Source organism: Lederbergia sp. NSJ-179 (genome assembly GCF_022867885.1).
In the GTDB taxonomy this organism is placed as follows: Bacteria; Bacillota; Bacilli; order Bacillales; family Bacillaceae_C; genus Lederbergia.
In genome coordinates, this window is the sequence record NZ_JALIFP010000008.1 from 135911 (window position 1) to 159660 (window position 23750).

The following is a 23750-nucleotide window of genomic DNA, read 5'->3' on the forward strand; positions in this document are numbered from 1 at the left end:
GTGCTCTAGACTTTTTGGATGGGGGCAAATTGAGCGAGCAGACGCTTAATCCCGATTGGACTTGGAAAGGCAATATCCAGTTCCATACTATCGCTGTCACCTTTCACACTGACAACTGTTCCTATGCCCCATTTCTTGTGCTCCGCCTTGTCGCCAACTTTCCATTCCGCAGTGGTAGAATTTGAAGTCGGCATGGATCTTGTAACAGGCTTTCTCCGTTCTTGCCTAGCGGATTTGCTCTCAAAGGAGATCCTTCTTTGCTTTTCTTGCTCATTCGCATTTTCTAGCAGCTCTTCAGGAATTTCTGCAATAAACCTAGAAACAGGGTTCATATTCGTTCGTCCAAACAAAGTCCTCATCTGCGCATTGGTTAAGTATAATTCTTCCTCAGCCCGTGTGATCCCTACATACGCGATTCTCCGTTCTTCCTCCATCTCCTCCTCTTCCATCAAGGAACGACTATGCGGGAAGACGCCTTCTTCCATACCAATTAAAAAGACAACTGGAAATTCTAACCCTTTTGCAGAATGTAAGGTCATCAATGTTACACCTTCGTCAGGTGTCCCCTCTTCATCCAAGCGGTCAATATCAGCAACAAGCGCTAAATCGGTTAAAAAAGCAATAAGGCTTTTATCATCACTGCCCTCTTCAAAACTTTTCGTCACAGATAAAAACTCTTCAATGTTTTCAAGTCTACTTTCCGCTTCCAATGATTTTTCGGCTTTTAACATATCGCGGTAACCTGTTTTTTCAATCACTTCTTCCACTAGTTCAGTGACGGAAAGATATTCCTGCATTTGTGTAAAATTTTTAATCAAAACGTAAAACTCAGCAGCGGCATTAGCGGCTTTTCCCGTTAGTCCGATAAAATCTACTTCAGCAAGAGCCTGGTAAAGGGAGAGATCCCGTTCTCTCGCATAGGCAGCCATTCGGTCAATGGAAGTGGCACCAATTCCCCGTTTCGGGACATTAATAATTCGCTGTAAACTAATATCATCATCCGGATTAGCAATTAAGCGTAAATAAGCGAGTAAATCTTTGATCTCCTTGCGATCATAGAATTTTGTACCGCCCACAATCTTATATTCGATATTGGATTTTAATAAAATTTCCTCCATCACACGTGATTGTGCATTCGTGCGGTAAAGAATGACAAAGTCGGATAGCTTTCTTTTCCCATTGGCACTTAATTCCTTAATTTTGCCTGCAACAAATTGAGCTTCTATTTGTTCACTATCGGCACGATAGTAGACAATTTTTTGCCCATCCTTATTTTCGGTCCATAAATTTTTCGGTTTTCGATTAAAATTATGTTGAATTACTTCATTCGCTGCTTTTAAGATAAACTTTGTAGAACGATAGTTTTGTTCCAGCATAATGACTTTGGCATTCGGATAATCTTTTTCGAATGATAAAATATTCGCAATATCTGCTCCACGCCAGCGATAAATCGATTGGTCTGAATCTCCCACCACACAAATATTTTTAAGTCGGTCTGCCAGCATTTTGACAAGCATATATTGGGCGCGATTGGTGTCTTGATATTCATCAACATGAATATATTGAAATTTCCGTTGGTAATATTCCAATACTTCTGGCACGCGCTCAAATAGTTGAATCGTGACCATGATTAAATCATCAAAGTCAAGCGCATTGTTACGACGTAATCTGCGCTGATACTCGGTATAGATTTTGCTGACTGTCTGCGCATAAAAACCTGCTGCGGTTTTTTCGTATTCTTTTGTTGTGACTAGCTCATTTTTCGAACTACTAATCGCACCAAGAACAGCTCTTGGATCAAATTTCTTTGAATCGATGTTTAAATCTTTGGTTACATTTTTCACGACCGATAATTGATCGGTGGAATCCAGAATCGTAAAATTTCGATTATATCCGAGGCGATCGATATTACGTCTTAAAATTCTTACACACATAGAGTGAAATGTGGAAATCCATACTTCTTCTGCCGTGCCTCCCATAATGTTCCCAATCCGCTCTTTCATTTCGCGAGCAGCCTTATTTGTGAAAGTAATCGCTAGAATATTGTAAGGACTCACTTCTTTTTCAACCATTAAATAGGCCACCCTATGGGTCAGGACTCTTGTCTTTCCACTACCTGCTCCCGCCATAATAAGTAAAGGCCCTTCTGTCGTTTTAACCGCCTCTTTTTGTTCAGGATTTAACCCCCCCAAGAGACGTGTAGTTGAAAGTTGCAAATGTATACCTCCTTAATAAAGAACATTTGTTTCTATTATACCTTCATTCTAATGAAAAGTCACTGAAGAACCTTCACTGTTTTCAGCGCTTCTTTTATATCTTCATACACCACATTTCCAACGATAATACAGTCAGCAAACTGGTTCATTTCCTTTGCTTGAGTAGCCGTTTTAATGCCACCGCCATAGAATAGGGTTGTGTTTGATAAATGATTACCTACTTTTTCTACTAGTTTCGGATCGCCGTATTCACCACTGTATTCCATATAGAAGATGGGCATGTGAAACATTTTTTCCGCCATTCTGGCATAGGCCACAACATCCTCATCTTCAAGTAGCGCAAGCGCATTTGTCAGCTTTGCTGCTTTGCAGTTAGGATTTAAAATACAGTAACCTTCCACAAAAACTTCATCCCAATCCATTAGGTCTCCATATTCTTTTATGGCTCTATGATGAAGACCTGTAAACCATTGGATGTCCTTTGTATTCAAGACAGAAGGGATAAAATATAAATCAAACCCCGGAGTAAGCGATTCAAGATTACTTACCTCTAACACACAAGGAACCGTGTATCTTCTTATTCTGGACAGAAGATGTAGAACATTTTCCAATGTCACATGATCTGTACCACCAACAATAATGGCGTCTGTCCCTGATTCACATATTTTTTCAAGATCCTGATCTGAAATCTCTTTATAAGGATCAAGTTTAAAGGCATGGCGCCACTTTCTTACATCGTACATGTCAGTAGGGTCCTCCATTTCTATTTGGCCTCTATCATTATAGCATTTTGGGATGGTGACACTAAAGTAGTTGAGGAAATTTTATATAATCAGTATGAGATAACACAAAAAAGGGGCACAGCCATTGATCTCGCTGTTCCCGGATTTGACAAAAACATGAAAAAGGGGCACGTCAGTAAGTTCGCTGTTACTAAATTTAACAAATACTTGAAATTGGGGCACAGCCAGTGAACCGGCTGGTCCCGAATTTGGCAATAACTTGAAAAGGGAGCACAGCCGTTGCTTTCAGTGGGAGGTGAGATCCCCCCACCGGTTAATGTCTCCCTTTATTTTTCTTCTTGAACACGGTCAAGCACCATTTCATACGTATCGTTTCCAAAGTTCAAACAGCGCTTCACCCTTGAAATGGTCGCGGTACTAGCTCCTGTCTCTGTTTCAATTTTGTGATACGTATTGCCTTCCCTTAGCATTCTTGCCACTTCTAGCCGTTGTGATAATGATTGTATTTCATTGATTGTACATAAATCATCGAAAAAGCGATAGCACTCCTCTCGATCTTTCAACGTAAGGATCGCATCAAAAAGCTGGTCTAATTCTTTTCCTCTTAATTTTTCAATTTGCATACACCCATATTCTCCTTTTAGAGGATGTTCAAAAAGTCCGGTAAAAATGACACTTCGAATTTCTTCGTTGGCTTGCTTTTCCGCTGCTCACGTATTAACTGCATACGTTCCGCTGCTCAAAGCTGCGCCGTCTCGAACTTCTTGGTCCTTTTTATCCTCCTTTTTGAACACGCATTTTTACATTTCATCATTCTTTATAAGAAACAATTTCCATACTTGGTACGATACTGATCCATGTTCTGCCAGGTACTAGCTTAGCAGGAAGACCATCTTCATACGGTAAAGGGCGGCCGTCGCTATCCTCCCACTCTATTTCTTTCACCAGGCCTTTTTGAAATAATAAAGCCTTTCCTCCAGAGGTTAAGTCGATCGAACGTCTTCCTTTCTCATCAATCACTTGATGTTCTGCTTCAATGACAACAAGATTATCTAATAAAATGGGGGCGTCTGTTTCTAAGTCTATTGTTTGTTCCCCATTTGATTCACGCGTATATGTTTCTGATTCTTGATCATATTGATAGTTTGCAACAAATTGGTCATTTTTGCTGTAAGCAACCTGTAATTGCCTTGCCTGTTCCCCCTGAAGCCTTTCCACTTCCTCCTCTGTTAGAAAATCTAATGAGGATGGAAGTTCATCCAAATGATAACCTTCTTGTTTCGCTCCTTTCTCAATATTTTCATTTGAAATATATGAATTATGAGGAGCTTTGCGATCTGAAGACCGTTTGAATAATGTGCCGTCATACTTAATCCCATTCAACTGGTCGATTTCACCAGCGTTCAACCTTTTTTTGGCACTTGGACTATAGCCATGAGCAATGTATAAGCTATGATATCCTTCCGCAATATCAATATAGTAATCACGGGCACTGCGAACGGGTCCCATTCTTTCGGGAACCTCACTTTGAAAAATGGCTAAAAATCTTGTGATCGATCCTTCCGCAAGTAATTCATATACAATATCTGCTTTTGATAGTCCGCTTTGAGGTCTTGCCGCCATATGATTATTCACTGTAACTGCTATCGCCCTTTGGTTAGAAGCCTTTTCTGTAGGCATTCCAGTTAGAGGGTAAACAAATGATGATGGAGATTCCTTTTCCTCCGTTTTAGAAGGAGAATCACCCTCTTCAGGTTTTGGCTGTTCTTCCTTCTTATTGCAGGCAACCAGTGTCAAAATACTCATGAGCAAAAGTATACATACTGTTCTTTTATAAAACAAAAACGACAACTCCTAAATTTGTTGAAAATTGATACTTACTATTTTAACGCATTAATGCCGGAAAGAGTACTCTTTTGTTCATTACATCATATAATCCCTTTTGTGTCACCCGAATATAAGGTAGATGTGTCGCTGAAAAGAAGAGCAAAGAGTATATCGGATCTGTAAAAGGGTACCCTCTTTCAACTAAAAGTGCCTTTAATTTTTCTGTTTCCTTCGCTAGATCCTCAATTCGTAAATCTGACATCAATCCGGCAAGGGGAAGTTTTATTTCAAAAATGCTTTGCCCCTTTTCAGTTAAGACGATTCCTCCACCCATTTCTTTCATTCTTTGAAAAGCTAGCAGCAAATCTTTTTTTCTTTTTCCAAGTAATAGGATATCCCCTGTGGAAGAAAAGGATGATGCAAATCCATCTACAGATTTCGCAAAGCCCTTCAATATTGTATTAATTCGCCATTTCCCTTTGCGATCAACAAGCATCAGATAACTTTCATCCTGATTTTCAGGTAGTGGGTCTATGGCTAAATCAACATTGATCGTATAAGGTTTGGTAATCACATCATTGACCATTTCTATCCCAAACGGCATGGAAAATTGTAAATCATCTGCATGAAGATTCCATTCTAACTGGAGGGGTTCTAATCCATATTGTTCCCAATCTATTGTACAATCGATGATTTCTTCTTTTCCTTCCTTTCGCATCCATTGTCCTTTAGCTAAAACCGATACAGGTGTAGGTTCATGTTCATTTAAAAGAAAGTTGATATTCGCAATCCTGCCTGTTGCAATTTGACCATGATGAGAAAGAAGATTAAAGTGGCATGCAATATTATAGGAAGCCATATGATAGGCATCTATGACCGGAACATCATTTTCTAATGCGATTCGAATAAGATAATCAGCCATCCCTTGCCTATAAAAAGCGGGTGTCGCCCCATCTGTTGTCATCATCATGGAATCATAATCTGTTAGCCCGATTCTTTTCAAATCCTTTAGTAAAACAGGCAAATCAGGCCTGATCGAAGAATGCCGAAGTGAAACGGTATATCCATGAAAAAGACGCTTATATACCTCTTTCCCGGTTATGGCTTCATGATCACTATCCACACCAAAAAGCTTCATTTTAGCCAAAGTTTTCTCCGAAGCTCCCGGAAAATGACCTTCCACCTTTTTTCCCAGTCGCTTTGTTTCCTGAATCCAATACAGCATTAAATCATCACCATCAAGTAATTTCGGCCAACCGGTTAATTCTCCTCCTTGCACAACATCTTTATGTTCAAGCCATTCTTTCACATCTCGATTGGTAAAAATGCGTTCTTCACCATCCATAGCTGTTTGGGCATCATACCGACTCCACCAATACATCGTAAGGGGGGATTGATTCAATTGATTCATTAAGGAAAACGCTTTCTTTTTATTTAAATGTAAAAAGAAAAGGATATTGTCATTAATCAAAGTGGTAGTTCCCGTTTGTGCAGCATAACGAGATAATGTCTGTGGGTTATACAATTGGAATGGATGAACATGGGGTTCCATATAGCCGGGGACAAGTGTCATTCCAGCACAATCCACCACTTCACAATTTTCTCGTTTCCGGGGCAGTTCCTTCCCCACATAAACAATACGATCCTGTAAAATCCATATATTTGCAACAACCCATTTTTTTAACACGGAATGCAAAAAGCGGGCGTTTTTCAGTAAAATTGTAGGAGATCTCTTGCCGTCTAAAACAGATATTTGTTCTCGAATTTGTTTGTTTTTCCACCTGAATCTCTGTTCTACCATCTCTCATCCTCCCATTAGCCTATTGTCTTGATATTTTGATTCTAACATACTATACCCTGTAAAGCTGTTCCGGTCTATCCCTCATTCGTACATTTTGTGAATTGTAATCAAACGGTAATGATCTTGTAACGAGACTACCTTAATCATGATCAGTTTTAACATTCTTCATGATTATGGGTATGATTAGACCTTTATGATCCTTTTTACTCTGCGTAAAAAAGGGACGGGTGAAATCACCCGTCCACTTTTCTTAATGCTTTATCCGCAATATCTTTTCTGTAAAAAAATTCATCCTCATTTATTTTAGACATTTCTGCGTAGACTTGCTCCTTCGCTTCTGCAATGGTCTCCGCTTTCGCTGACATTAGTAATACTCTGCCTCCATTGGATCGATAAGAACCAGGGCTTTCCTCTCGGATCGTTCCCGCATGGTAGATGGATACATTGGGGTTTTCTACGATCATTTCTGGTAAAGGAATTCTTTTCTGATAACTTCCTGGATAACCATTTGCCGCCAATACGACACCGACAACGGCTGTATCTGACCATTCTATATGAGGTGTTTTCTCATCTAACAGGTCAAGCAACAGCTGAACAAGATCTGTTTCCAATCGCTCTAAAACGACTTGTGTTTCAGGGTCTCCAAAGCGAGCATTGAATTCGATGACTTTGGCGCCCGCATGCGTTTGAATTAATCCAGCATATAAAATTCCGGTAAAGGAACGGTTTTCTTGAACCATCGCTTTGGCAGTGGGAAGAAGAATTTCCTCTACAGCTTTTTCAACTTCATCTGCAGAGATGTGTGGAACAGGTGTATAAGCGCCCATTCCGCCAGTATTCGGTCCCTGATCTCCATCAAAAGCACGCTTATGATCTTGAGCGATGACCATCGGATACACAGCTTCACCGTTGACAAAGGCCATTAAGGAATATTCTTCTCCCTCTAAAAATTCTTCAATCACGACATGAGCAGAGGATTCACCAAACTTGGATTCTACTAACATTTCTTTTAAAGCTTGCTCTGCTTCCTCCAGCGTCATTGCCACTACGACCCCTTTACCAGCCGCGAGACCATCTGCCTTGATCACGATTGGGGCACCTTTTTCACGAATATACGCTTTCGCCTCTTCATAAGAAGTAAATGTTTCATAGCTAGCCGTTGGAATCTTATATTTTTTCATGAGATCTTTGGCAAAAGATTTACTGCCTTCAAGGATCGCCGCATTTTTCCGTGGACCAAAGATTTTCAAGCCGGCTGCCTCAAATTTATCGACAATTCCAGCAGTCAACGGGACTTCCGGTCCCACAATCGTAAGATCAATTTTTTTCTCTTTGGCAAATTGAATAAGATTAGAGAAGTCAGTTTCCTTTATGGGCACTAGTATAGCATCTTCACTAATCCCCCCATTTCCAGGAGCACAATAAACTTGAGAAACGAGTTTGCTTTCTTTCACCTTTTTACAAAGGGCATGTTCCCTACCGCCCCCACCAACGACTAATACGTTCATATTGACCTTACTCCTTATCCTTGTCTAGTTCCAGGCGGCAGGGGCTCGAGGTCAAATAACCTGAATCCTTCGAAGGGAATGGCGCCCTTCTGCGGCTTCAGAACATTTGCTTGTCGCCCCTAAGCGGCCGCCTTCCGCTTTCTTTTAGTGTTTAAAGTGGCGAACTCCGGTAAATACCATCGCAATACCATGTTTGTCGGCTTCTTTAATGGAGTCTTCATCACGAATCGATCCACCTGGTTGAATAATAGCCGTTATTCCAGCTTTAGCCGCTTCTTCTACCGTATCACTCATTGGGAAGAAGGCATCTGAGGCGATAACGGCTCCTTTCGCCCGTTCTCCTGCTTGTTCGAGCGCAATTTTCGCTGCACCGACACGGTTCATTTGGCCCGCGCCAATCCCAAGGGTCATCCTATCTCCCACCACAACAATCGCATTCGATTTGACATGTTTGACTACTTTCCAAGCGAGTTTCAAAGATGCAAGCTCTTCTGCCGTAGGCTCTCGTTTGGTCGGAATCGAGATGTTGCCATCTTCAAAGGTAAAGGTATCCTGATCTTGTACAAGCAGTCCACCTTCTACAGAGGTCAATAATTTTTCACGCTTATTGGCGTCCTCAAACGGAATCGTTAACAGTCGAATATTCTTTTTCGCTTGTAAAATGTCCAAGGCTGCTTGTGAAAAGGAAGGCGCAATCACAATTTCCAAGAAAATTTCATGCAATTGACGAGCTGTCTCCTGATCCACTTCCCGGTTTACCGCCACAATCCCACCAAAAATCGAAGTCGTATCTGCTTCATACGCTTTTTTAAATGCTTCCGAAATCGATGCACCAATCCCAATTCCACAAGGATTCATATGCTTCACAGCAACGGCGGCGGGCTCCGTAAACTCCTTCACCATTTGCAAAGCTGCATCGGCATCCCGAATATTATTGTAAGATAGTTCCTTACCGTGCAATTGAGCGGCATTCGCAATCGAAAATTTTGATCCTAAAGGCTGCTTATAAAAGGCCGCTTTTTGATGCGGATTTTCCCCATATCGTAAGCTTTGTTTTAATTCAAATGTAAATGTGACACTCTCAGGTTGTTCCTCCCCCACAAGTTCGGTCATGTATTCAGCAATCAGTGCATCATAAGTAGCCGTATGGCGGAAAACCTTCGCCGCCAACGCCTTACGTTTTTGTTCATCTAACTCGTTTTTCTTCAATGCCTGTAGGACATCCGCATAATCTTCCGGATCGACTACGACAGCCACATCAGCAAAGTTTTTCGCTGCCGCTCTCAGCATCGTCGGTCCACCGATATCAATGTTTTCTATCTTGTCTGATTCCGTTGCGTCTCCTCGTTCAAGTGTTTGCTTAAATGGATACAAGTTCACGACAACCAAATCAATCGGCTCAATCCCATTGTCTGCCAATTGTTTTTGATGGTCCGGATCATTTCGCTTCGCCAAAAGTCCACCATGGATGAAAGGATGCAATGTTTTCACCCTTCCATCAAGGATTTCTGGAAAACCGGTCACATCTTCCACACTCATAGCCGGTATATTTTCATGACGTAGGGCCTGCAAAGTTCCACCGGTCGAAATAATTTCATAACCAAGTTCAACCAAACCGCGGGCAAATTCTCCGATCTTTTCCTTATTGGATACACTGATAAGTACTCTTTTTTTCATATAAAAGCTCCTTTATCTTCAAAAAGAATTATTCTTTTTCGTTTGCGATCAACTGATTAATGACCTGTGGATAAAGTTGATGCTCTACCCTGTGGATGCGCTCTTCCAATGTTTCAAGCGTATCATCAGGGTAAATATTGATTTCCTGTTGGGCAATGATCGGTCCAGTATCAATCCCCGTATCAACGAAATGAACCGTTACTCCCGTCTTATTCACCCCAGCCTGAAATGCCTGAAGAAACGCATCTTTCCCGGGAAATTTTGGAAGCATGGAAGGATGAATATTGACAATCCGGTGTTCAAATGCATCTAACAGAGTTTGTCCGACAATTCGCATATAACCCGCGAGAAAAATCCATTCCACATCCTTTTCCCGTAGTTTTTCAAGCAGCTCTCGTTCGTATTCTACCTTTGAGGAATAAGAGTTTGGCAGAAAAACAAACTCTTGAACGCCATATCCCTTAGCTTTTTCGATGACCGTCGCACCAGGTTTGTCACAGACTAGTAAAACAATTTCGCAGAAAAGATTGTCTTTTTCCATTATTGCTTGAAAATTGGTACCTGTACCTGAAGCAAATACGGCAGCCTTTACTTTCTTCATCGTTTAAAATGCACACCTTCCCCTTCTACGACTCTACCGATAATCGAGGCATACTCCCCTTGTTGATGCAAAATGTCGAGAATCCCATTGGCATCTTCTCTCGAAACGGCGATCGCCATGCCAATTCCCATATTAAAGACACCATACATTTCATCAGTAGGAATGTTTCCTTCTTTTTGTAAAAATGAGAAGATAGCCGGAACTTGCCAACTTGAGGGCTCCAGTTCGACCCCCAGTCCAGCCGGAAGCATTCTTGGAAAATTTTCATAAAAACCGCCCCCTGTAATATGGGCTATCCCGCTAATCTCGTATTTTTGTTGTATTGACTGGATTTGTTTTGTATAGATCTTCGTTGGGACGAGCAGTGCTTCGCCAAGAGTTTCCGTTAATCCATCGTATGTTTTATGAAGATCAAGACCATCTACTATTTTCCGAACAAGGGAATACCCATTGGAATGAATGCCGCTAGATGGGAATCCAATCAGAACATGATTGGCATCGATGGCTTTCCCCGTAATTAACTTTGACTTTTCGGCAATTCCTACCGCGAAGCCTGCTAAATCATATTCATGATCTTCATACATCCCAGGCATTTCAGCCGTCTCGCCGCCAATTAGGGCAGCACCAGCTTGCACACACCCTTCAGCTACCCCTTTCACGATTTGCTCAATGACGTCTGGATTGTTTTTCCCACATGCGATATAGTCGAGGAAAAACAAAGGACTCGCTCCTTGAGCAACAATATCATTGACACACATGGCGACTAGATCAATCCCAACGGAATGATGGATATTCATTTGGAAGGCAAGCTTTAGCTTTGTCCCGACTCCATCTGTACCTGAAACAAGGACTGGTTCCTCATATTTAAAAGCGGTCAAATCAAAGAGTCCGCCAAAGCCACCTATTTCCCCAATCGCTTCCGGCCTGTTTGTTTTGGCGATATGCTTTTTCATTCGCTTAACCGCTTCATACCCTTTTTCTACATCTACACCTGCTTGTTGATAACTCCCCGTCATATCACAATCCCCTTTTCTTAACATCTCGTATACGAAATGACCTTTTCGTTCTCCTGTGTAACAGGGTAGTTTCCGTTCATACATGCAGTACAAATGCCTTGATGAATCGATTTCGCTTGGACAATTGCCTTTTCCAAACCTTCCTCTGACAGAAAAGCAATACTATCTGCACCGATGACTTCACATATCTCTTCAACTGAATAGTTAGCCGCAATCAATTCCTCTTTTGTGGACATATCAATCCCGTAATAACATGCGTTTGTAATAGCTGGAGAAGCAATCCGTACATGTACTTCCTTAGCCCCTGCCTCTTTCAACATTCTAACAATTCTTTTGCTTGTTGTTCCGCGGACAATGGAATCATCAATCATCACGACCCGTTTTCCCTCAAGAATTTTTCGGACGGGTGATAGCTTCATTTTCACCCCTTGTTCCCTCAATTCCTGAGAGGGTTGGATAAAGGTCCTTCCTACATACCGATTTTTGATCACGCCCATTTCATAAGGTAATCCGCTCTGTTCAGCATAGCCAATCGCTGCAGAGATACTTGAATCTGGTACTCCCGTCACGACATCTGCTTCAACTGGCGCCTCCTTCGCGAGCTCAATCCCCATCTTTTTGCGCGATGCATGGACATTGGTATGATTTAAGTCACTATCAGGCCTTGAAAGATAAACATATTCCATGGCACATAACTTACGTTGTTTCTGTTCGCTAAAGCGGGTTGATGCTATCCCGTTGTCACTAATGGTAATAAGTTCTCCCGGTAATACTTCCCTTTCAAAGCTTGCCCCAATCATATCAAATGCACATGTTTCTGATGCAATAACATAGGCTTCACCAAGCCGGCCGATCGACAACGGTCTGATGCCTCTTGGGTCAAGGGCTGCATATAGCTTTTCTTCTGTGAGAACCAAGTAGGCATAAGCCCCGATCACTTTCTGAAGAGAGTCAATCATACATTCTTCCATTTTTATTTTACCGCTTCGTTTGATTAAGTGGGCAAGTACTTCGGTATCTGAGGATGTTTGCAAAATACTTCCCTGTGCCTCCAACTCACCGCGAAGTTGATAAGCATTCATGATGTTTCCATTATGAGCAAGCGCCATACTTCCTGATTGCGAGTGAAACAATAGAGGTTGCACATTATTCTTACTTTTATCCCCTTGTGTTGAGTAACGGACATGACCAATCGCAGCCCGTCCTGACAACTCCGAAAACTCAGCTTGTTTGAACACATCGTTGACAAGTCCTAAATCTTTATGAACTTTTAATGTTGATCCGTCATTTACGACCACTCCCGCTCCTTCTTGCCCCCGGTGCTGAAGGGCATGAAGACCATAATAAGCAAGTTCTGCCGCCTTAGGATGTCCCCATATACCAAACACTCCACATTCCTCATTTATGCCTTTGATTTCAGCAAGCATGGAAGAGCTCCCTTCCAGATTTCACTGAGCTGGCTGATCTTTTCTTCGATTAGAACCTCACCATTCAAGTCAATCTTCATTTTGCCCGTATCTGTCACTGTACCTATAAACCTGCAATCATCAAAAAGTTGTTCAAACTGCTCCTGATGCTGTTCTTTTACCGTTACTAAAAAACGTGATTGTGTTTCACTAAATAATTCTACCGTAGGATTTCCTTCCAGAAATACCTCTAGACCAAGCTGTCTATCAGTAAAGGCACTTTCAGCCAATGCCACAGCCAATCCTCCTTCAGCTAGATCATGGGCAGATTGCACGAACCCAAGACGAATAGCGGAGAGCAATTGCTGTTGACGTTTCGCTTCTATCTCCAAATCAATTGCAGGTGCCCGCCCTTCATATTTTCCAAAGAGAATATTTTGGACCTCACTTCCACCGAACTCTGGTTTCGTTTCACCTATCAGATAAATCCGATCGCCTGACTTTTGAAAGAAGCTTGATGTTATATGTTCCAACGAATTGATTAAACCAACCATACCGACAATCGGCGTCGGAAAAATGGAATTTCCTCTAGACTGGTTATAGAGTGATACATTCCCGCTAATCACTGGCGTTTCCAAAATGCGACAAGCCTCACTCATCCCTTCCACACTTTTTTCCATTTGCCAAAATACTTCTGGATTTGTCGGGTTCCCAAAATTCAAACCATCTGTTAGACCAATCGGTTTTGCTCCTGAGCAGATGATATTCCTTGCGGCTTCAGCAACGGCTATCTTTCCACCTGTTTCAGGATCTAAGTACAGATAGCGAGAATTACAATCCGTTGTAATCGCTAATGCCTTATCGGTTCCTTTAATTCTAAGAACGGCTGCATCTGAACCCGGTGCTATCACTGTATTGGTCTGAACCATTGAATCATATTGATTATAGACCCATTCCTTACTAGCGATTGTCGGTTGGCGCAATAGTCTTTTGAGCATATCGGCATGATCATCGATCGTAGGAATGGTATTCGCCATCTTCTGAAATTCCTTGAAATACTGAGCTTCTTTTGAAGGGAGCTCATAAACAGGCGCTTGTTCTGCTAAAGCATCTACCGGAATATCTGCAACGATTGCCCCATGTTGTTTAATCCGGAACGTCTTTTCCTCGATGACCGTTCCAACCGCCACGGCCTCTAGACCATATTTTTCAAAGATATTAATAATTTCCTGTTCCTGCCCCTTTTTCACCACCATAAGCATCCGTTCCTGGGATTCGGAAAGCATCATCTCGTACGCATTCATATGCTGTTCCCGTTGTGGGACGAGGTCCAGATTCATCTCCATACCGGTTCCTGCCTTACTTGCCATTTCACTGGCAGATGAGGTGAGTCCGGCTGCCCCCATATCCTGCATACCAACGAGTGCCTCACAGTGGATCGCCTCCAAACAGGCTTCTATCAATAATTTTTCCATGAAAGGATCACCAACCTGCACACTTGGACGGTCCTTATAAGCATCCTCTGCTAAATCATCGGAAGCAAATGTCGCTCCATGAATCCCATCCCGTCCGGTAGGTGCCCCTGCATATAGAACGGTATTTCCGATACCAGCCGCAATCCCTTTCTGGATGTCATCATGGTGAATAAGTCCAACACACATCGCATTGACAAGTGGATTATCTTCATAGCAATCATCAAACTGCACCTCGCCTCCGACTGTTGGCACCCCGACACAGTTACCGTATCCGGCAATTCCATCCACAATCCCTTGAAAAAGGTATTTGACACGTTCATGATTCAAGTCACCGAACCGGAGCGAGTTCATTAATGCAATTGGGCGTGCTCCCATGGAGAACACATCACGAATGATGCCTCCGACTCCCGTTGCCGCACCTTGATACGGCTCAACGGCAGAGGGATGATTATGGCTTTCAATTTTAAACACAACCGCCTGGCCATCGCCAATATCAATGATCCCAGCACCTTCACCAGGACCTTGAAGGACTTGCGGCCCCTTTACCGGGAATTTTTTAAGCAATGGTTTGGATGATTTATAGCTACAATGTTCTGACCACATAACAGAAAAAATACCCGTTTCTGTAAAATTTGGTCGACGATTCAAAATGGCTTTTATTTTCTTATATTCCTGATCGCTCAGTCCCATCCCTTGATACAATTTATCTTGTTCGATTTTCTCTGGACTGATCTCATGCGTTTGCAACATAGGAGTCCCTCCAATTTTTGACGATGGACTGGAATAATTTCAATCCATCCATACTGCCAAGGATTTTTTCAACAGCACGTTCAGGATGAGGCATCATGCCAAGCACATTCCCCTCTTTATTGATGATGCCTGCAATATTGGCGACGGAACCATTTGGGTTATCTTGGTAGGTAAAGACAATTTGCTGATTAGCCTGTAATTCTGCCAATGCCTTTTCATCACAAAAGTAATTTCCTTCCCCATGCGCGATCGGGAAATGGACAATTTCTCCCTTTTCAAACGATGAGCTAAAGATCGTTTGATTATTCTGAACAATCAATCGTTCTTGTTGACATTTAAATGCCAGGTTTTTATTGCGCAGCATGGCTCCTGGTAGCAGTCCAGCCTCCAACAAAATTTGAAATCCATTGCAAACACCAAGAATCGGCCTTCCTCTTTCCGCCAACATTTTGATTTGTTTCATAATGTTAGAGGTGGACGCGATGGCCCCTGTGCGTAAATAGTCGCCATAAGAAAAACCACCTGGAAGCAAAATTCCATCATAGTTTTCTAGACTACTATTTTCATACCATACAAGATCTGCTTCTTCCTTGAGAACATGTTTCACAGCATGATACATATCATGGTCACAATTGGATCCTGGAAAAACGATTACGGCAAATTTCACGAGTGGACGACCTCCTCCACCTCATAGCGATAATCCTCAATAACTGGATTTGCGAGCAGCTTTTCGCACATTTCGATGATACGCTGTTCAAGATCCTCTTTATCCTCTACCAAAATATCCAACCGTTTTCCAACACGGACGTCCCGGATCTCCTCATAACCTAGTGAATGAAGCGACTCTTGGATCGCTTTCCCTTGGGGATCCAATACAGCTTCCCTTAACGTGACATAAACAGTAACCTTTTTCATGACCTTGCCTCCAGCCTTTGGTATATTTCCTGATATACTTCCAATAAATCTCCTGTTCCTTGTCGAAATACATCTTTATCCAAGTTTTTATTTGTATGCCTATCCCATAGTCTGCATGTATCCGGTGAAATTTCATCCGCTAAAATGATCGAACCGTCTGGTAAACGGCCAAATTCCAGCTTAAAATCCACTAGCTTGACATCTATTCCAGCAAAAATGTGAATCAGTTGTTGATTGATTTGCAATGCCTTTTCTTTTATTTCAGCTATTTCGGAATCACTGATATGACATAATAACCTTGCATGATCGTCATTTATAAGCGGATCACCCAGCTGATCGTTTTTATAGTAGAATTCCACAAGTGGTGGCTGAAAAACAGTCTGTTCCCGCATCCCCAAGCGTTTTGTAATACTTCCAGCCGCCATATTCCGGATCACGACTTCCAAAGGAATGATTTCAGTTTGGTGAACAAGTTGCTCTGTTTCATTTAGTTTTTTAATAAAATGGGTCTCAATTTCCTGCTTTTGCAGCCTAGAAAAGATATGGGCTGAAATTTCATTGTTCAATCTTCCTTTTCCCGTGAAGTTCGCTTTCTTCTTACCATTGAATGCGGTAGCCTCATCTTTATAGGACAGGACCAATGTACCTCGTCGGTTTTCTGTCATAAAGACTTTTTTGCCTTTCCCTTCATACAATAGGTTTGCTTTCATTCGGAAGCCCCCAGTCCAATTCTTGTAAAGATGGCATCGATATTTTTCAAATGGTAGGTATAGTCAAAACAATTGTCGAGTTCATCGCTTGTTAATTTGTTTTTAATCTGAACATCTTTTTCAATCAGTTGGCGAAAGTGGACGCCCGTTTCCCAAGCCTCCATGGCTTTTGGCTGAACGAGATCATAAGCCTCTTCACGTGTCATTCCTTTATCAATTAATGCAAGCAAGACGCGTTGCGAAAAAATAACACCATATGTTTTATCTATATTTTTTTTCATATTTTCAGGGAATACCGTTAAATTCTTCACGATATTGGCAAAACGATTCAACATATAATCCAAAGCAATCGTGGCATCCGGTAAAATAATCCGTTCCGCCGAAGAATGGGATATATCCCGTTCATGCCAGAGGCTAACATTTTCATAAGCCGTCACCATATGTCCTCGTATGACACGTGCCATTCCTGTCATGTTTTCGGATCCAATGGGATTACGTTTATGCGGCATCGCGGAAGAACCTTTCTGCCCTTTCGCAAAATACTCTTCCACTTCACGTACTTCCGTTTTCTGCAAACCGCGGATTTCGGTGGCAAACTTTTCTATTGACGTTGCGATCAAGGCCAGTGTCGAAATATAGGCTGCATGGCGATCACGCTGTAGCGTTTGTGTGGATACAGGCGCTGGAGATAGTCCAAGCTTTTCGCATACATATTGCTCTACAAAAGGATCAATATTGGCATAGGTTCCGACTGCACCAGAAATTTTCCCGAATTCCACCCCAGCCGCTGCTTGTTTGAATCGCTCAAGATTGCGTTTCATCTCCTCATACCATAAAGCAATTTTTAAACCGAAGGTCGTCGGCTCGGCGTGAACACCATGAGTCCGTCCCATCATCACGGTATGTTTATGCTCCCTTGCCTTTACACATAAAATCTCGATAAATCTTTGCAAATCCGCAAGCAGGATTTCATTCGCCTGTTTTAGCAAATAAGACAATGCTGTATCTACTACATCTGTTGAGGTTAATCCGTAGTGAATCCATTTTCTCTCCTGACCAAGTGTCTCCGAAACCGCTCTTGTAAAAGCCACGACATCATGGCGGGTTTCTTCCTCAATTTCTTTGATTCGCTTCACATTAAAAGCTGCTTTTTGGCGAATTTTCTGGACATCTTCCCGCGGAATGGCCCCCAGTTCTGCCCATGCTTCACAGGCGAGAATTTCCACTTCCAACCAGGCTTTAAAGCGATTTTCCTCCGACCAAATAGCACCCATTTCTGGCCTTGTATATCGTTCAATCATCTTTTTTCCTCACTTTGCACATGATAATGTTTGATTATGACCAAATACCGCATCCATCCAGTTCATTCATTGTTCTCTCCAAATTTTCCGTTAAAATGGTCAAATGCCCCATTTTCCGATTGTGTTTCGCTTCTTCTTTTCCATATAGATGGATCGACCAGTTTGGTCTTTTAGGTATTTCTTCCATGACTGGGTGAACATGCTGTCCTAATATATTGACCATAATCGCCGGGCTTAACAATTGAATTTTCCGTAATGGCCAGCCACAAATCGCCCTTATATGCTGAGCAAATTGAGAAATATTGCAGGCTTCAATCGTATAATGTCCTGAGTTATGAGGCCTTGGTGCCAGTTCATTGACAAAAATTTGCTTATCCTTCGTCAAGAACATTTCCACCGCCAGCGTTCCGACCAATTGAAGATGCTGGGCTATCTTTTCTGCGAGTTGATGAACCTCATATTCCACATCTGTAGAAATTCTTGCAGGAGCAATCGTTTCATGCAAAATATGATCAATATGAATATTTTCTCCAATTGGGAAGCAAGCAAAATCACCATTTGTGCTCCTGGTCATTACAATCGATATTTCTTTTTCATACGAAATCCAGGCTTCAAGGACACAAGCTCCATTTTCTAGCAACTGTGCCGCTTCCTCTACATCTTCTTGCTTCCGAATGATGAACTGCCCTTTGCCATCATAGCCACCACAGGCTGTTTTTAATACAGCAGGATATCCAATCATTTGTAGTCCCTTTGCTAAATCTGCCTTCTCGTGAATGACTGCGTAAGGGGCAACCTGCACACCAGCCTCCGTTAAGGCTTGCTTTTCTAATATTCGATCCTGTGTCATCTTAATTAATTGGGAGCCCTGTGGAAGATAAGCTTTTTCTGCTAACCAATCTAAAGCCTGATAATCGATATTTTCAAACTCATAGGTGATCACATCGCTGTTTTTGGCAAGGGTGCTTAAAGCAACTCGGTCATCATAGGCAGCTACAATTTGTTCATCCGCAACCTGCCCAGCAGGTGAATGAGGGGTTGGTTCTAATACGATCACCTGAAATCCAGCTTCTTTCGCCGAGAATGCCATCATTTTCCCTAACTGACCGCCGCCAATAATGCCAATGGTTTGACCTGGTGTAATAAATGGATGATTAGACAAGCTGATCACTGCTTTCCAATACTTTTTCTTTTAAAAACTCTCTCCTTTGAAGCAGGCGTTCTTGGATATCTTTATTTTCTGCCCCTAGTATTTGCGCCGCCAATAGCCCCGCATTGATGGCTCCTGCTTTCCCGATTGCTACGGTGGCCACCGGAACCCCACCCGGCATTTGCACAATCGATAGGAGGGAATCCATTCCTTTTAATGCTTTTGATTCAACAGGGACCCCAATCACTGGCAACACTGTTTTCGCGGCAACCATTCCCGGTAAATGGGCTGCACCTCCTGCACCTGCAATGATCACCTTTAATCCTCTTTTCACGGCCGTTTCTGCATATTCAAACATATAATCAGGTGTTCGATGGGCGGAAACCACTTTTTTCTCATAAGAAATCTCTAATTCATCCAGCACATCACAAGTATGCTTCATCGTCTCCCAATCTGATGTGCTGCCCATAATAATGCCAACTTTTGCTTCCATATCCACCCCTCCATTCTTTAAAATAAAAAACGGATAGTCTGCATTCTCTAAAGGAAAGCAGACTATCCGGGAGTTTTGTTAAAAAAATATGTACTTGCTCCCAAGTCCTACTTCCTCATAGTCCGATCATTTACGGTGATCAGGTAGAAACTTATGGGCCCTATCCCCATTATATATGAGGCTATCTCTTGATACTTTTATCTTAACAAATATAAGAAGAGAAAGTCAATTAAAAATCGAACAATTTTATTAAGTAAAATCCAAACGTTCGTGTTCTAACCGTACTTTATTCCTTGGAAAACGATTTTTTGTGAAATTGGAATGTATTTTGTACTTCCGTTATGATGTTCTTCTCTGAAAATCGGTTGCTCACTCCTTTTAATCGGTGTATATCCTTCCTGTTTCATTCTTTCTAAGCATTCCTCAATACTTTCATTCTCCATCACTTCAAATTCCTTTTTCATCGATGTAATCTACCTTTCTTCACTGCTTTTACCCAATTATAGAATAGGTTTCCGTTATTATAAGGACAAATGATTCATTTTTTTCAACACACCTGTTTTTTGCAAACGGGTCGCTAAAATGATTCCAATGAGCATACCACTTGCACTGGAAACAAAGAAAGAGGGTAGGAAAAATAGGGCCGTTGTCGAGGTTCCCATTAATATTTTGGCATATGGAACGGCGAAAAGGGAAGCGAACAATCCGGTACCAATTAATTCGCCCATCCCAGCAAGCCATATTTTTCCAAACTGTTTAAACAAAAGTCCGGCTAGACAGGCCCCAATCATACCACCCGGAAATGCCAATAAGGAACCGGTCCCTGTCAAAATGCGAATGAGGGCTGTCAAAAATGCAATCACAACGGCAGGTATAGGTCCAAGTGTAACGGCAGCAATTACATTGACCGCATGTTGAATCGGATAAGCCCGTGCGATTCCTGCGGGAAACGAGACAAAGATTGAACCAACTACTGCGATCGCAACAAACATCGTCATCACGATCATTTTACGGATATTCATGATTGGTCCTCTTCTTTTTCAAAGGCTTCTTCTATTGTTTTTCGCAAACGTTTTGCATGTTCAAAGGGATTTTGAGAGGAGGCGATCGCCGATATAAGAGCCACCCCTGCTGCTCCACTTTCCAATACAGGCCCTACATTTTCTTCGGTGATGCCGCCAATCCCCACAATAGGGAGATCAGGACAAGTGGCAGCGACTTGTTTAATCATCCTTGTTCCAGCAGGAGCCTTTGCATCTTTTTTAGAAGATGTCGCATAGACAGGCCCCATCCCGATGTAATTTGCGCCTGCCTCCTTTGCCAAAAAGGCTTCTTCCAAATTATGTACCGATACTCCCAGAATTTTTTGCGGACCGATTTGTTTTCGAACAATCGTTGCAGATTCATCTTCTTGTCCGATATGAACTCCATCTGCGTCAAGAGCAAGTGCCAGCGCCACATCATCATTCACAATAAAGGGGACATCATAGCTGTTACAAAGCCTTTGACATTTTTCAGCAAACAAATATTTTTCATGTTTTTTTAGTGATTTTGTTCCTTTTTCTCTTAACTGAAAACAGGTCACACCACCTTGTAACGCTTTTTCTAATACCTCCAACGGATCTCTTTCTTGTGTATTGGTACTACCCATTATGAAGTACAATCGCAACATATCTCTAATCAAGCAAAACCACTTCCTTTCGGGATTCCTCTCCTTGGAGCCGGTGTGCCCAATGATTGGTCGGACCATGGCCTTTGCCAAGTTTCAGACCATCCTTAATCGCAGCATAAATATAATACTTCGCATCCATAACCGCCTCCTCGATTCCCTTCCCTTTTGCAACAGAAGCTGTCATTGCAGCTGAAAAGGTGCAACCTGTTCCATGTGTATCCTTCGTATCAATCCGCTTTGACCGAAGGATACATTTCTTTCCATTGGCGGACATAAATAAATCTTCTGCATAATCTTTATTGTCAAGATGTCCACCTTTCATCACGACAGCATCGACACCCATGTTTAATATGGCTTCTCCCGCTTTTTCAATGTCTGCCTCTGAGTCTATTTTCCTTTCAGCAAGTATTTCGGCTTCAGGAAGATTTGGGGTGATGATCGAAGCCATTGGCAAAAGCTCGTCTTTTAATGCACGGATCGCTTCTCTTTGTAAAAGGGGCGCTCCTCCTTTTGCAATCATAACCGGATCAATAATAAGAGAAATAGATGGGTATCCTTTTAATGTTTGGGCTACTTCACCAATGATTTCTGCCGAGAAGAGCATTCCTGTTTTAACGGCTCCTACTTGAAAATCATCCATCACGGCACGGACTTGCTCTGTCACCTCGGTTGCTCTCAGCGGATACACCCCATGAACACCGAGTGTATTTTGTGCGGTAACCGCCGTCAAGGCAGAGGTCCCAAATACCCCCAATTCTTGAAAAGTCTTTAGATCTGCTTGAATCCCAGCCCCACCACCACTATCAGACCCAGCGATCGTCAACGCTACATAAGTCATATTTGTGTTTTCTCCTTTTCGCCTAATAAGTACAATTCGTCCAAAAAGTGCATAGCAAAGTGACCGGGTGCTTGAGAATTTTGGGCGGCCTTCTCTCCAGCTCTTTTATAAAACGTTAAGGCTTCAGCGGCCGCATCAAAGCTTTGATTAGGACGAACAGCCAAAAAAGCGCCTACTACTGCACTTAATAGGCAACCAGAACCCGTTATTTTTGACATAAGGGAATGGCCTCCAACAACTTCACTCACTTGTTCCCCATCGCTCAAAATATCGACAGCACCTGTCACAGCTACGAGACAATTCAAGCGCTGTGCGGTTTCCTTAGCTAGCGAACACAAGTCAACATCTCCTTCACCAGCATCCACTCCCCGTGCCCTCCATTCCACTCCAGCAATCGCCGCCAATTCCCCAGCATTGCACCGAATAAGCGAGACATCCACCTCATTCAAAATGCGAAAAACAATTCCCCTTCGAAATGGAGTCGCACCTGCCCCAACCGGATCCAACACAATAGGAGTACCATGTGTATTGGCACTTCTTCCTGCCAAAATCATCGCTTCGACCGTGTCCTTCCTTAACGTACCAATATTTAAAACCGTACAATCGGCAACTGCAGCAATTTCAGCAGCCTCTTCCACAGCATCGGCCATCACAGGAGATGCCCCGATAGCTAATAACCCATTTGCCTGAAAATTGGCGACAACAATATTGGTGATGCAATGCACTAATGGTGTTTCCGCTCTTACCTGATGAAGGATTTGATAATTTTCCATCCCTTCTCACTCCTCTTAAAAGTCTTGTAGAAAAATAGAAAAATCCGCCCCCTAATCTAAATAAGGAAGCGGATTGCTTTATAAAAGGATACAGAAAAAAGCAGCCCCCACTTCCCTACGCTGGTATCAACCAGATCAGGTTCCAAGGGTCCACATATAATCGTATGTGTCTCAGTCTCTCAAAGACTCCCCTAGTGGTATAAAAACGGTATCTTATTTTCTACTACACTATACCATATTCTGAAAATACTGCAAGTTTTTTCGGTAAATCATCTGACCATTCAAGTGAAAAATTGAGCATCCACAGATATATAAAAAAGACACCCTCCATAGAGGATGCCTTGATTGCCTGGCAACGTCCTACTCTCACAAGGGGAAGCCCCTTATTACCATCGGCGCTGAAGAGCTTAACTACCGTGTTCGGGATGGGAACGGGTGTGACCTCTTCGCTATTGTCACCAGACGATTGATTTGCACTGGATGTAGATTCTTTAGAGAACTTTGTTCTCTCAAAACCAGATAAAGGAAAAGACAAACGAGAAACAACAATTTTTAATCCAGCTCCAGTGCCCAGCGACTAGAAAACTTCTACGTTTCTTCCTACGATAAGTCAACATCAGTTCGTCCTATTGGACTCACTGTGTTTCCTTTATCTCAGGCCCACAGGATGTGGGTCAGAACAGCGTTGCGCCAGGACGGCGCGAATTTAGCTGTTCATCCTTTATACCTGTACGTCGCTAAACGGGCACTTCCGCTTTTTAATTGATTAAGTCCTTGACCGATTAGTATCCGTCAGCTACATGTGTCACCACACTTCTACCTCGGACCTATCAACCTGATCATCTTTCAGGGGTCTTAAGGCTTTAAAAGCCTAGGGA

Annotated in this window: 22 protein-coding genes, 2 rRNA genes and 2 riboswitches; all 24 genes read right to left on the reverse strand. The window is 42.3% G+C overall.

The window, feature by feature from the left end; genetic code table 11:
* Positions 1 to 5: 5 nt before the first annotated feature.
* Complete coding sequence (gene pcrA / locus MUB24_RS08745) at positions 6 to 2216, reverse strand: DNA helicase PcrA (RefSeq protein WP_244703185.1); 2211 nt, start codon at positions 2214 to 2216, stop codon at positions 6 to 8.
* 59 nt (positions 2217 to 2275) lie between these two features.
* Positions 2276 to 2959, reverse strand: a complete 684-nt coding sequence (gene pcrB, locus MUB24_RS08750; protein WP_244703187.1) for a heptaprenylglyceryl phosphate synthase — start codon at positions 2957 to 2959, stop codon at positions 2276 to 2278.
* A 326-nt stretch (positions 2960 to 3285) separates the two neighbouring features.
* Positions 3286 to 3582, reverse strand: a complete 297-nt coding sequence (locus MUB24_RS08755; RefSeq protein ID WP_244703189.1) for a YerC/YecD family TrpR-related protein — start codon at positions 3580 to 3582, stop codon at positions 3286 to 3288.
* Between the two features lie 187 nt (positions 3583 to 3769).
* Positions 3770 to 4765 carry a DUF3048 domain-containing protein gene (locus MUB24_RS08760; protein WP_483869166.1) on the reverse strand — a complete coding sequence of 332 codons (996 nt, stop codon included), beginning with the start codon at positions 4763 to 4765 and terminating at the stop codon, positions 3770 to 3772.
* A 79-nt stretch (positions 4766 to 4844) separates the two neighbouring features.
* Positions 4845 to 6587 (reverse strand): adenine deaminase C-terminal domain-containing protein, encoded by a 1743-nt coding sequence (locus MUB24_RS08765; RefSeq protein WP_244703193.1) that lies wholly within the window; start codon positions 6585 to 6587, stop codon positions 4845 to 4847.
* 233 nt (positions 6588 to 6820) lie between these two features.
* Positions 6821 to 8095, reverse strand: a complete 1275-nt coding sequence (purD, locus tag MUB24_RS08770; RefSeq protein ID WP_244703194.1) for a phosphoribosylamine--glycine ligase — start codon at positions 8093 to 8095, stop codon at positions 6821 to 6823.
* A gap of 144 nt (positions 8096 to 8239) precedes the next feature.
* Positions 8240 to 9772, reverse strand: coding sequence for a bifunctional phosphoribosylaminoimidazolecarboxamide formyltransferase/IMP cyclohydrolase (purH, locus tag MUB24_RS08775; protein WP_244703195.1), 1533 nt, complete (start codon positions 9770 to 9772; stop codon positions 8240 to 8242).
* Positions 9773 to 9800: 28 nt separating this feature from the next.
* Positions 9801 to 10373, reverse strand: a complete 573-nt coding sequence (gene purN, locus MUB24_RS08780) for a phosphoribosylglycinamide formyltransferase (RefSeq protein WP_244703196.1) — start codon at positions 10371 to 10373, stop codon at positions 9801 to 9803.
* Positions 10370 to 11389 (reverse strand): phosphoribosylformylglycinamidine cyclo-ligase, encoded by a 1020-nt coding sequence (gene purM / locus MUB24_RS08785; protein ID WP_244703197.1) that lies wholly within the window; start codon positions 11387 to 11389, stop codon positions 10370 to 10372. The genes purN and purM overlap by 4 nt, the downstream gene beginning before the upstream one ends.
* A gap of 17 nt (positions 11390 to 11406) precedes the next feature.
* Complete coding sequence (purF, locus tag MUB24_RS08790) at positions 11407 to 12816, reverse strand: amidophosphoribosyltransferase (protein WP_244703198.1); 1410 nt, start codon at positions 12814 to 12816, stop codon at positions 11407 to 11409.
* Positions 12792 to 15020, reverse strand: a complete 2229-nt coding sequence (gene purL, locus MUB24_RS08795) for a phosphoribosylformylglycinamidine synthase subunit PurL (protein WP_244703199.1) — start codon at positions 15018 to 15020, stop codon at positions 12792 to 12794. The genes purF and purL overlap by 25 nt, the downstream gene beginning before the upstream one ends.
* Positions 15004 to 15687, reverse strand: a complete 684-nt coding sequence (gene purQ / locus MUB24_RS08800; RefSeq protein ID WP_244703200.1) for a phosphoribosylformylglycinamidine synthase subunit PurQ — start codon at positions 15685 to 15687, stop codon at positions 15004 to 15006. Before purQ ends, purL begins: the two co-directional genes overlap by 17 nt.
* Entirely contained in the window at positions 15684 to 15935 is a 252-nt protein-coding gene (gene purS / locus MUB24_RS08805) for a phosphoribosylformylglycinamidine synthase subunit PurS (protein ID WP_244703202.1), read from the reverse strand. The genes purQ and purS overlap by 4 nt, the downstream gene beginning before the upstream one ends.
* Positions 15932 to 16645 carry a phosphoribosylaminoimidazolesuccinocarboxamide synthase gene (purC, locus tag MUB24_RS08810; protein WP_244703204.1) on the reverse strand — a complete coding sequence of 238 codons (714 nt, stop codon included), beginning with the start codon at positions 16643 to 16645 and terminating at the stop codon, positions 15932 to 15934. The genes purS and purC overlap by 4 nt, the downstream gene beginning before the upstream one ends.
* On the reverse strand, positions 16642 to 17946 hold the full coding sequence (gene purB, locus MUB24_RS08815; RefSeq protein ID WP_244703205.1) for an adenylosuccinate lyase: 1305 nt from the start codon (positions 17944 to 17946) through the stop codon (positions 16642 to 16644). Before purB ends, purC begins: the two co-directional genes overlap by 4 nt.
* 34 nt (positions 17947 to 17980) lie before the next feature.
* Complete coding sequence (gene purK / locus MUB24_RS08820; protein WP_244703221.1) at positions 17981 to 19114, reverse strand: 5-(carboxyamino)imidazole ribonucleotide synthase; 1134 nt, start codon at positions 19112 to 19114, stop codon at positions 17981 to 17983.
* On the reverse strand, positions 19101 to 19589 hold the full coding sequence (purE, locus tag MUB24_RS08825) for a 5-(carboxyamino)imidazole ribonucleotide mutase (protein ID WP_244703206.1): 489 nt from the start codon (positions 19587 to 19589) through the stop codon (positions 19101 to 19103). The genes purK and purE overlap by 14 nt, the downstream gene beginning before the upstream one ends.
* 98 nt (positions 19590 to 19687) lie before the next feature.
* A riboswitch (purine riboswitch) is annotated at positions 19688 to 19788 on the reverse strand.
* A gap of 76 nt (positions 19789 to 19864) precedes the next feature.
* Positions 19865 to 20053 (reverse strand): NETI motif-containing protein, encoded by a 189-nt coding sequence (locus MUB24_RS08830; protein WP_244703207.1) that lies wholly within the window; start codon positions 20051 to 20053, stop codon positions 19865 to 19867.
* A 57-nt stretch (positions 20054 to 20110) separates the two neighbouring features.
* Positions 20111 to 20611 carry an energy coupling factor transporter S component ThiW gene (thiW, locus tag MUB24_RS08835; protein WP_244703208.1) on the reverse strand — a complete coding sequence of 167 codons (501 nt, stop codon included), beginning with the start codon at positions 20609 to 20611 and terminating at the stop codon, positions 20111 to 20113.
* Positions 20608 to 21261 carry a thiamine phosphate synthase gene (thiE, locus tag MUB24_RS08840; RefSeq protein ID WP_244703223.1) on the reverse strand — a complete coding sequence of 218 codons (654 nt, stop codon included), beginning with the start codon at positions 21259 to 21261 and terminating at the stop codon, positions 20608 to 20610. Before thiE ends, thiW begins: the two co-directional genes overlap by 4 nt.
* 4 nt (positions 21262 to 21265) lie before the next feature.
* Positions 21266 to 22099 (reverse strand): bifunctional hydroxymethylpyrimidine kinase/phosphomethylpyrimidine kinase, encoded by an 834-nt coding sequence (thiD, locus tag MUB24_RS08845; protein ID WP_244703209.1) that lies wholly within the window; start codon positions 22097 to 22099, stop codon positions 21266 to 21268.
* On the reverse strand, positions 22096 to 22872 hold the full coding sequence (thiM, locus tag MUB24_RS08850) for a hydroxyethylthiazole kinase (protein WP_244703210.1): 777 nt from the start codon (positions 22870 to 22872) through the stop codon (positions 22096 to 22098). The genes thiD and thiM overlap by 4 nt, the downstream gene beginning before the upstream one ends.
* Before the next feature lie 95 nt (positions 22873 to 22967).
* Positions 22968 to 23075, reverse strand: a riboswitch (TPP riboswitch).
* Positions 23076 to 23219: 144 nt separating this feature from the next.
* Positions 23220 to 23335, reverse strand: a 5S ribosomal RNA gene (gene rrf / locus MUB24_RS08855).
* A gap of 299 nt (positions 23336 to 23634) precedes the next feature.
* Positions 23635 to 23750, reverse strand: a 23S ribosomal RNA gene (locus MUB24_RS08860); the annotation flags it as partial.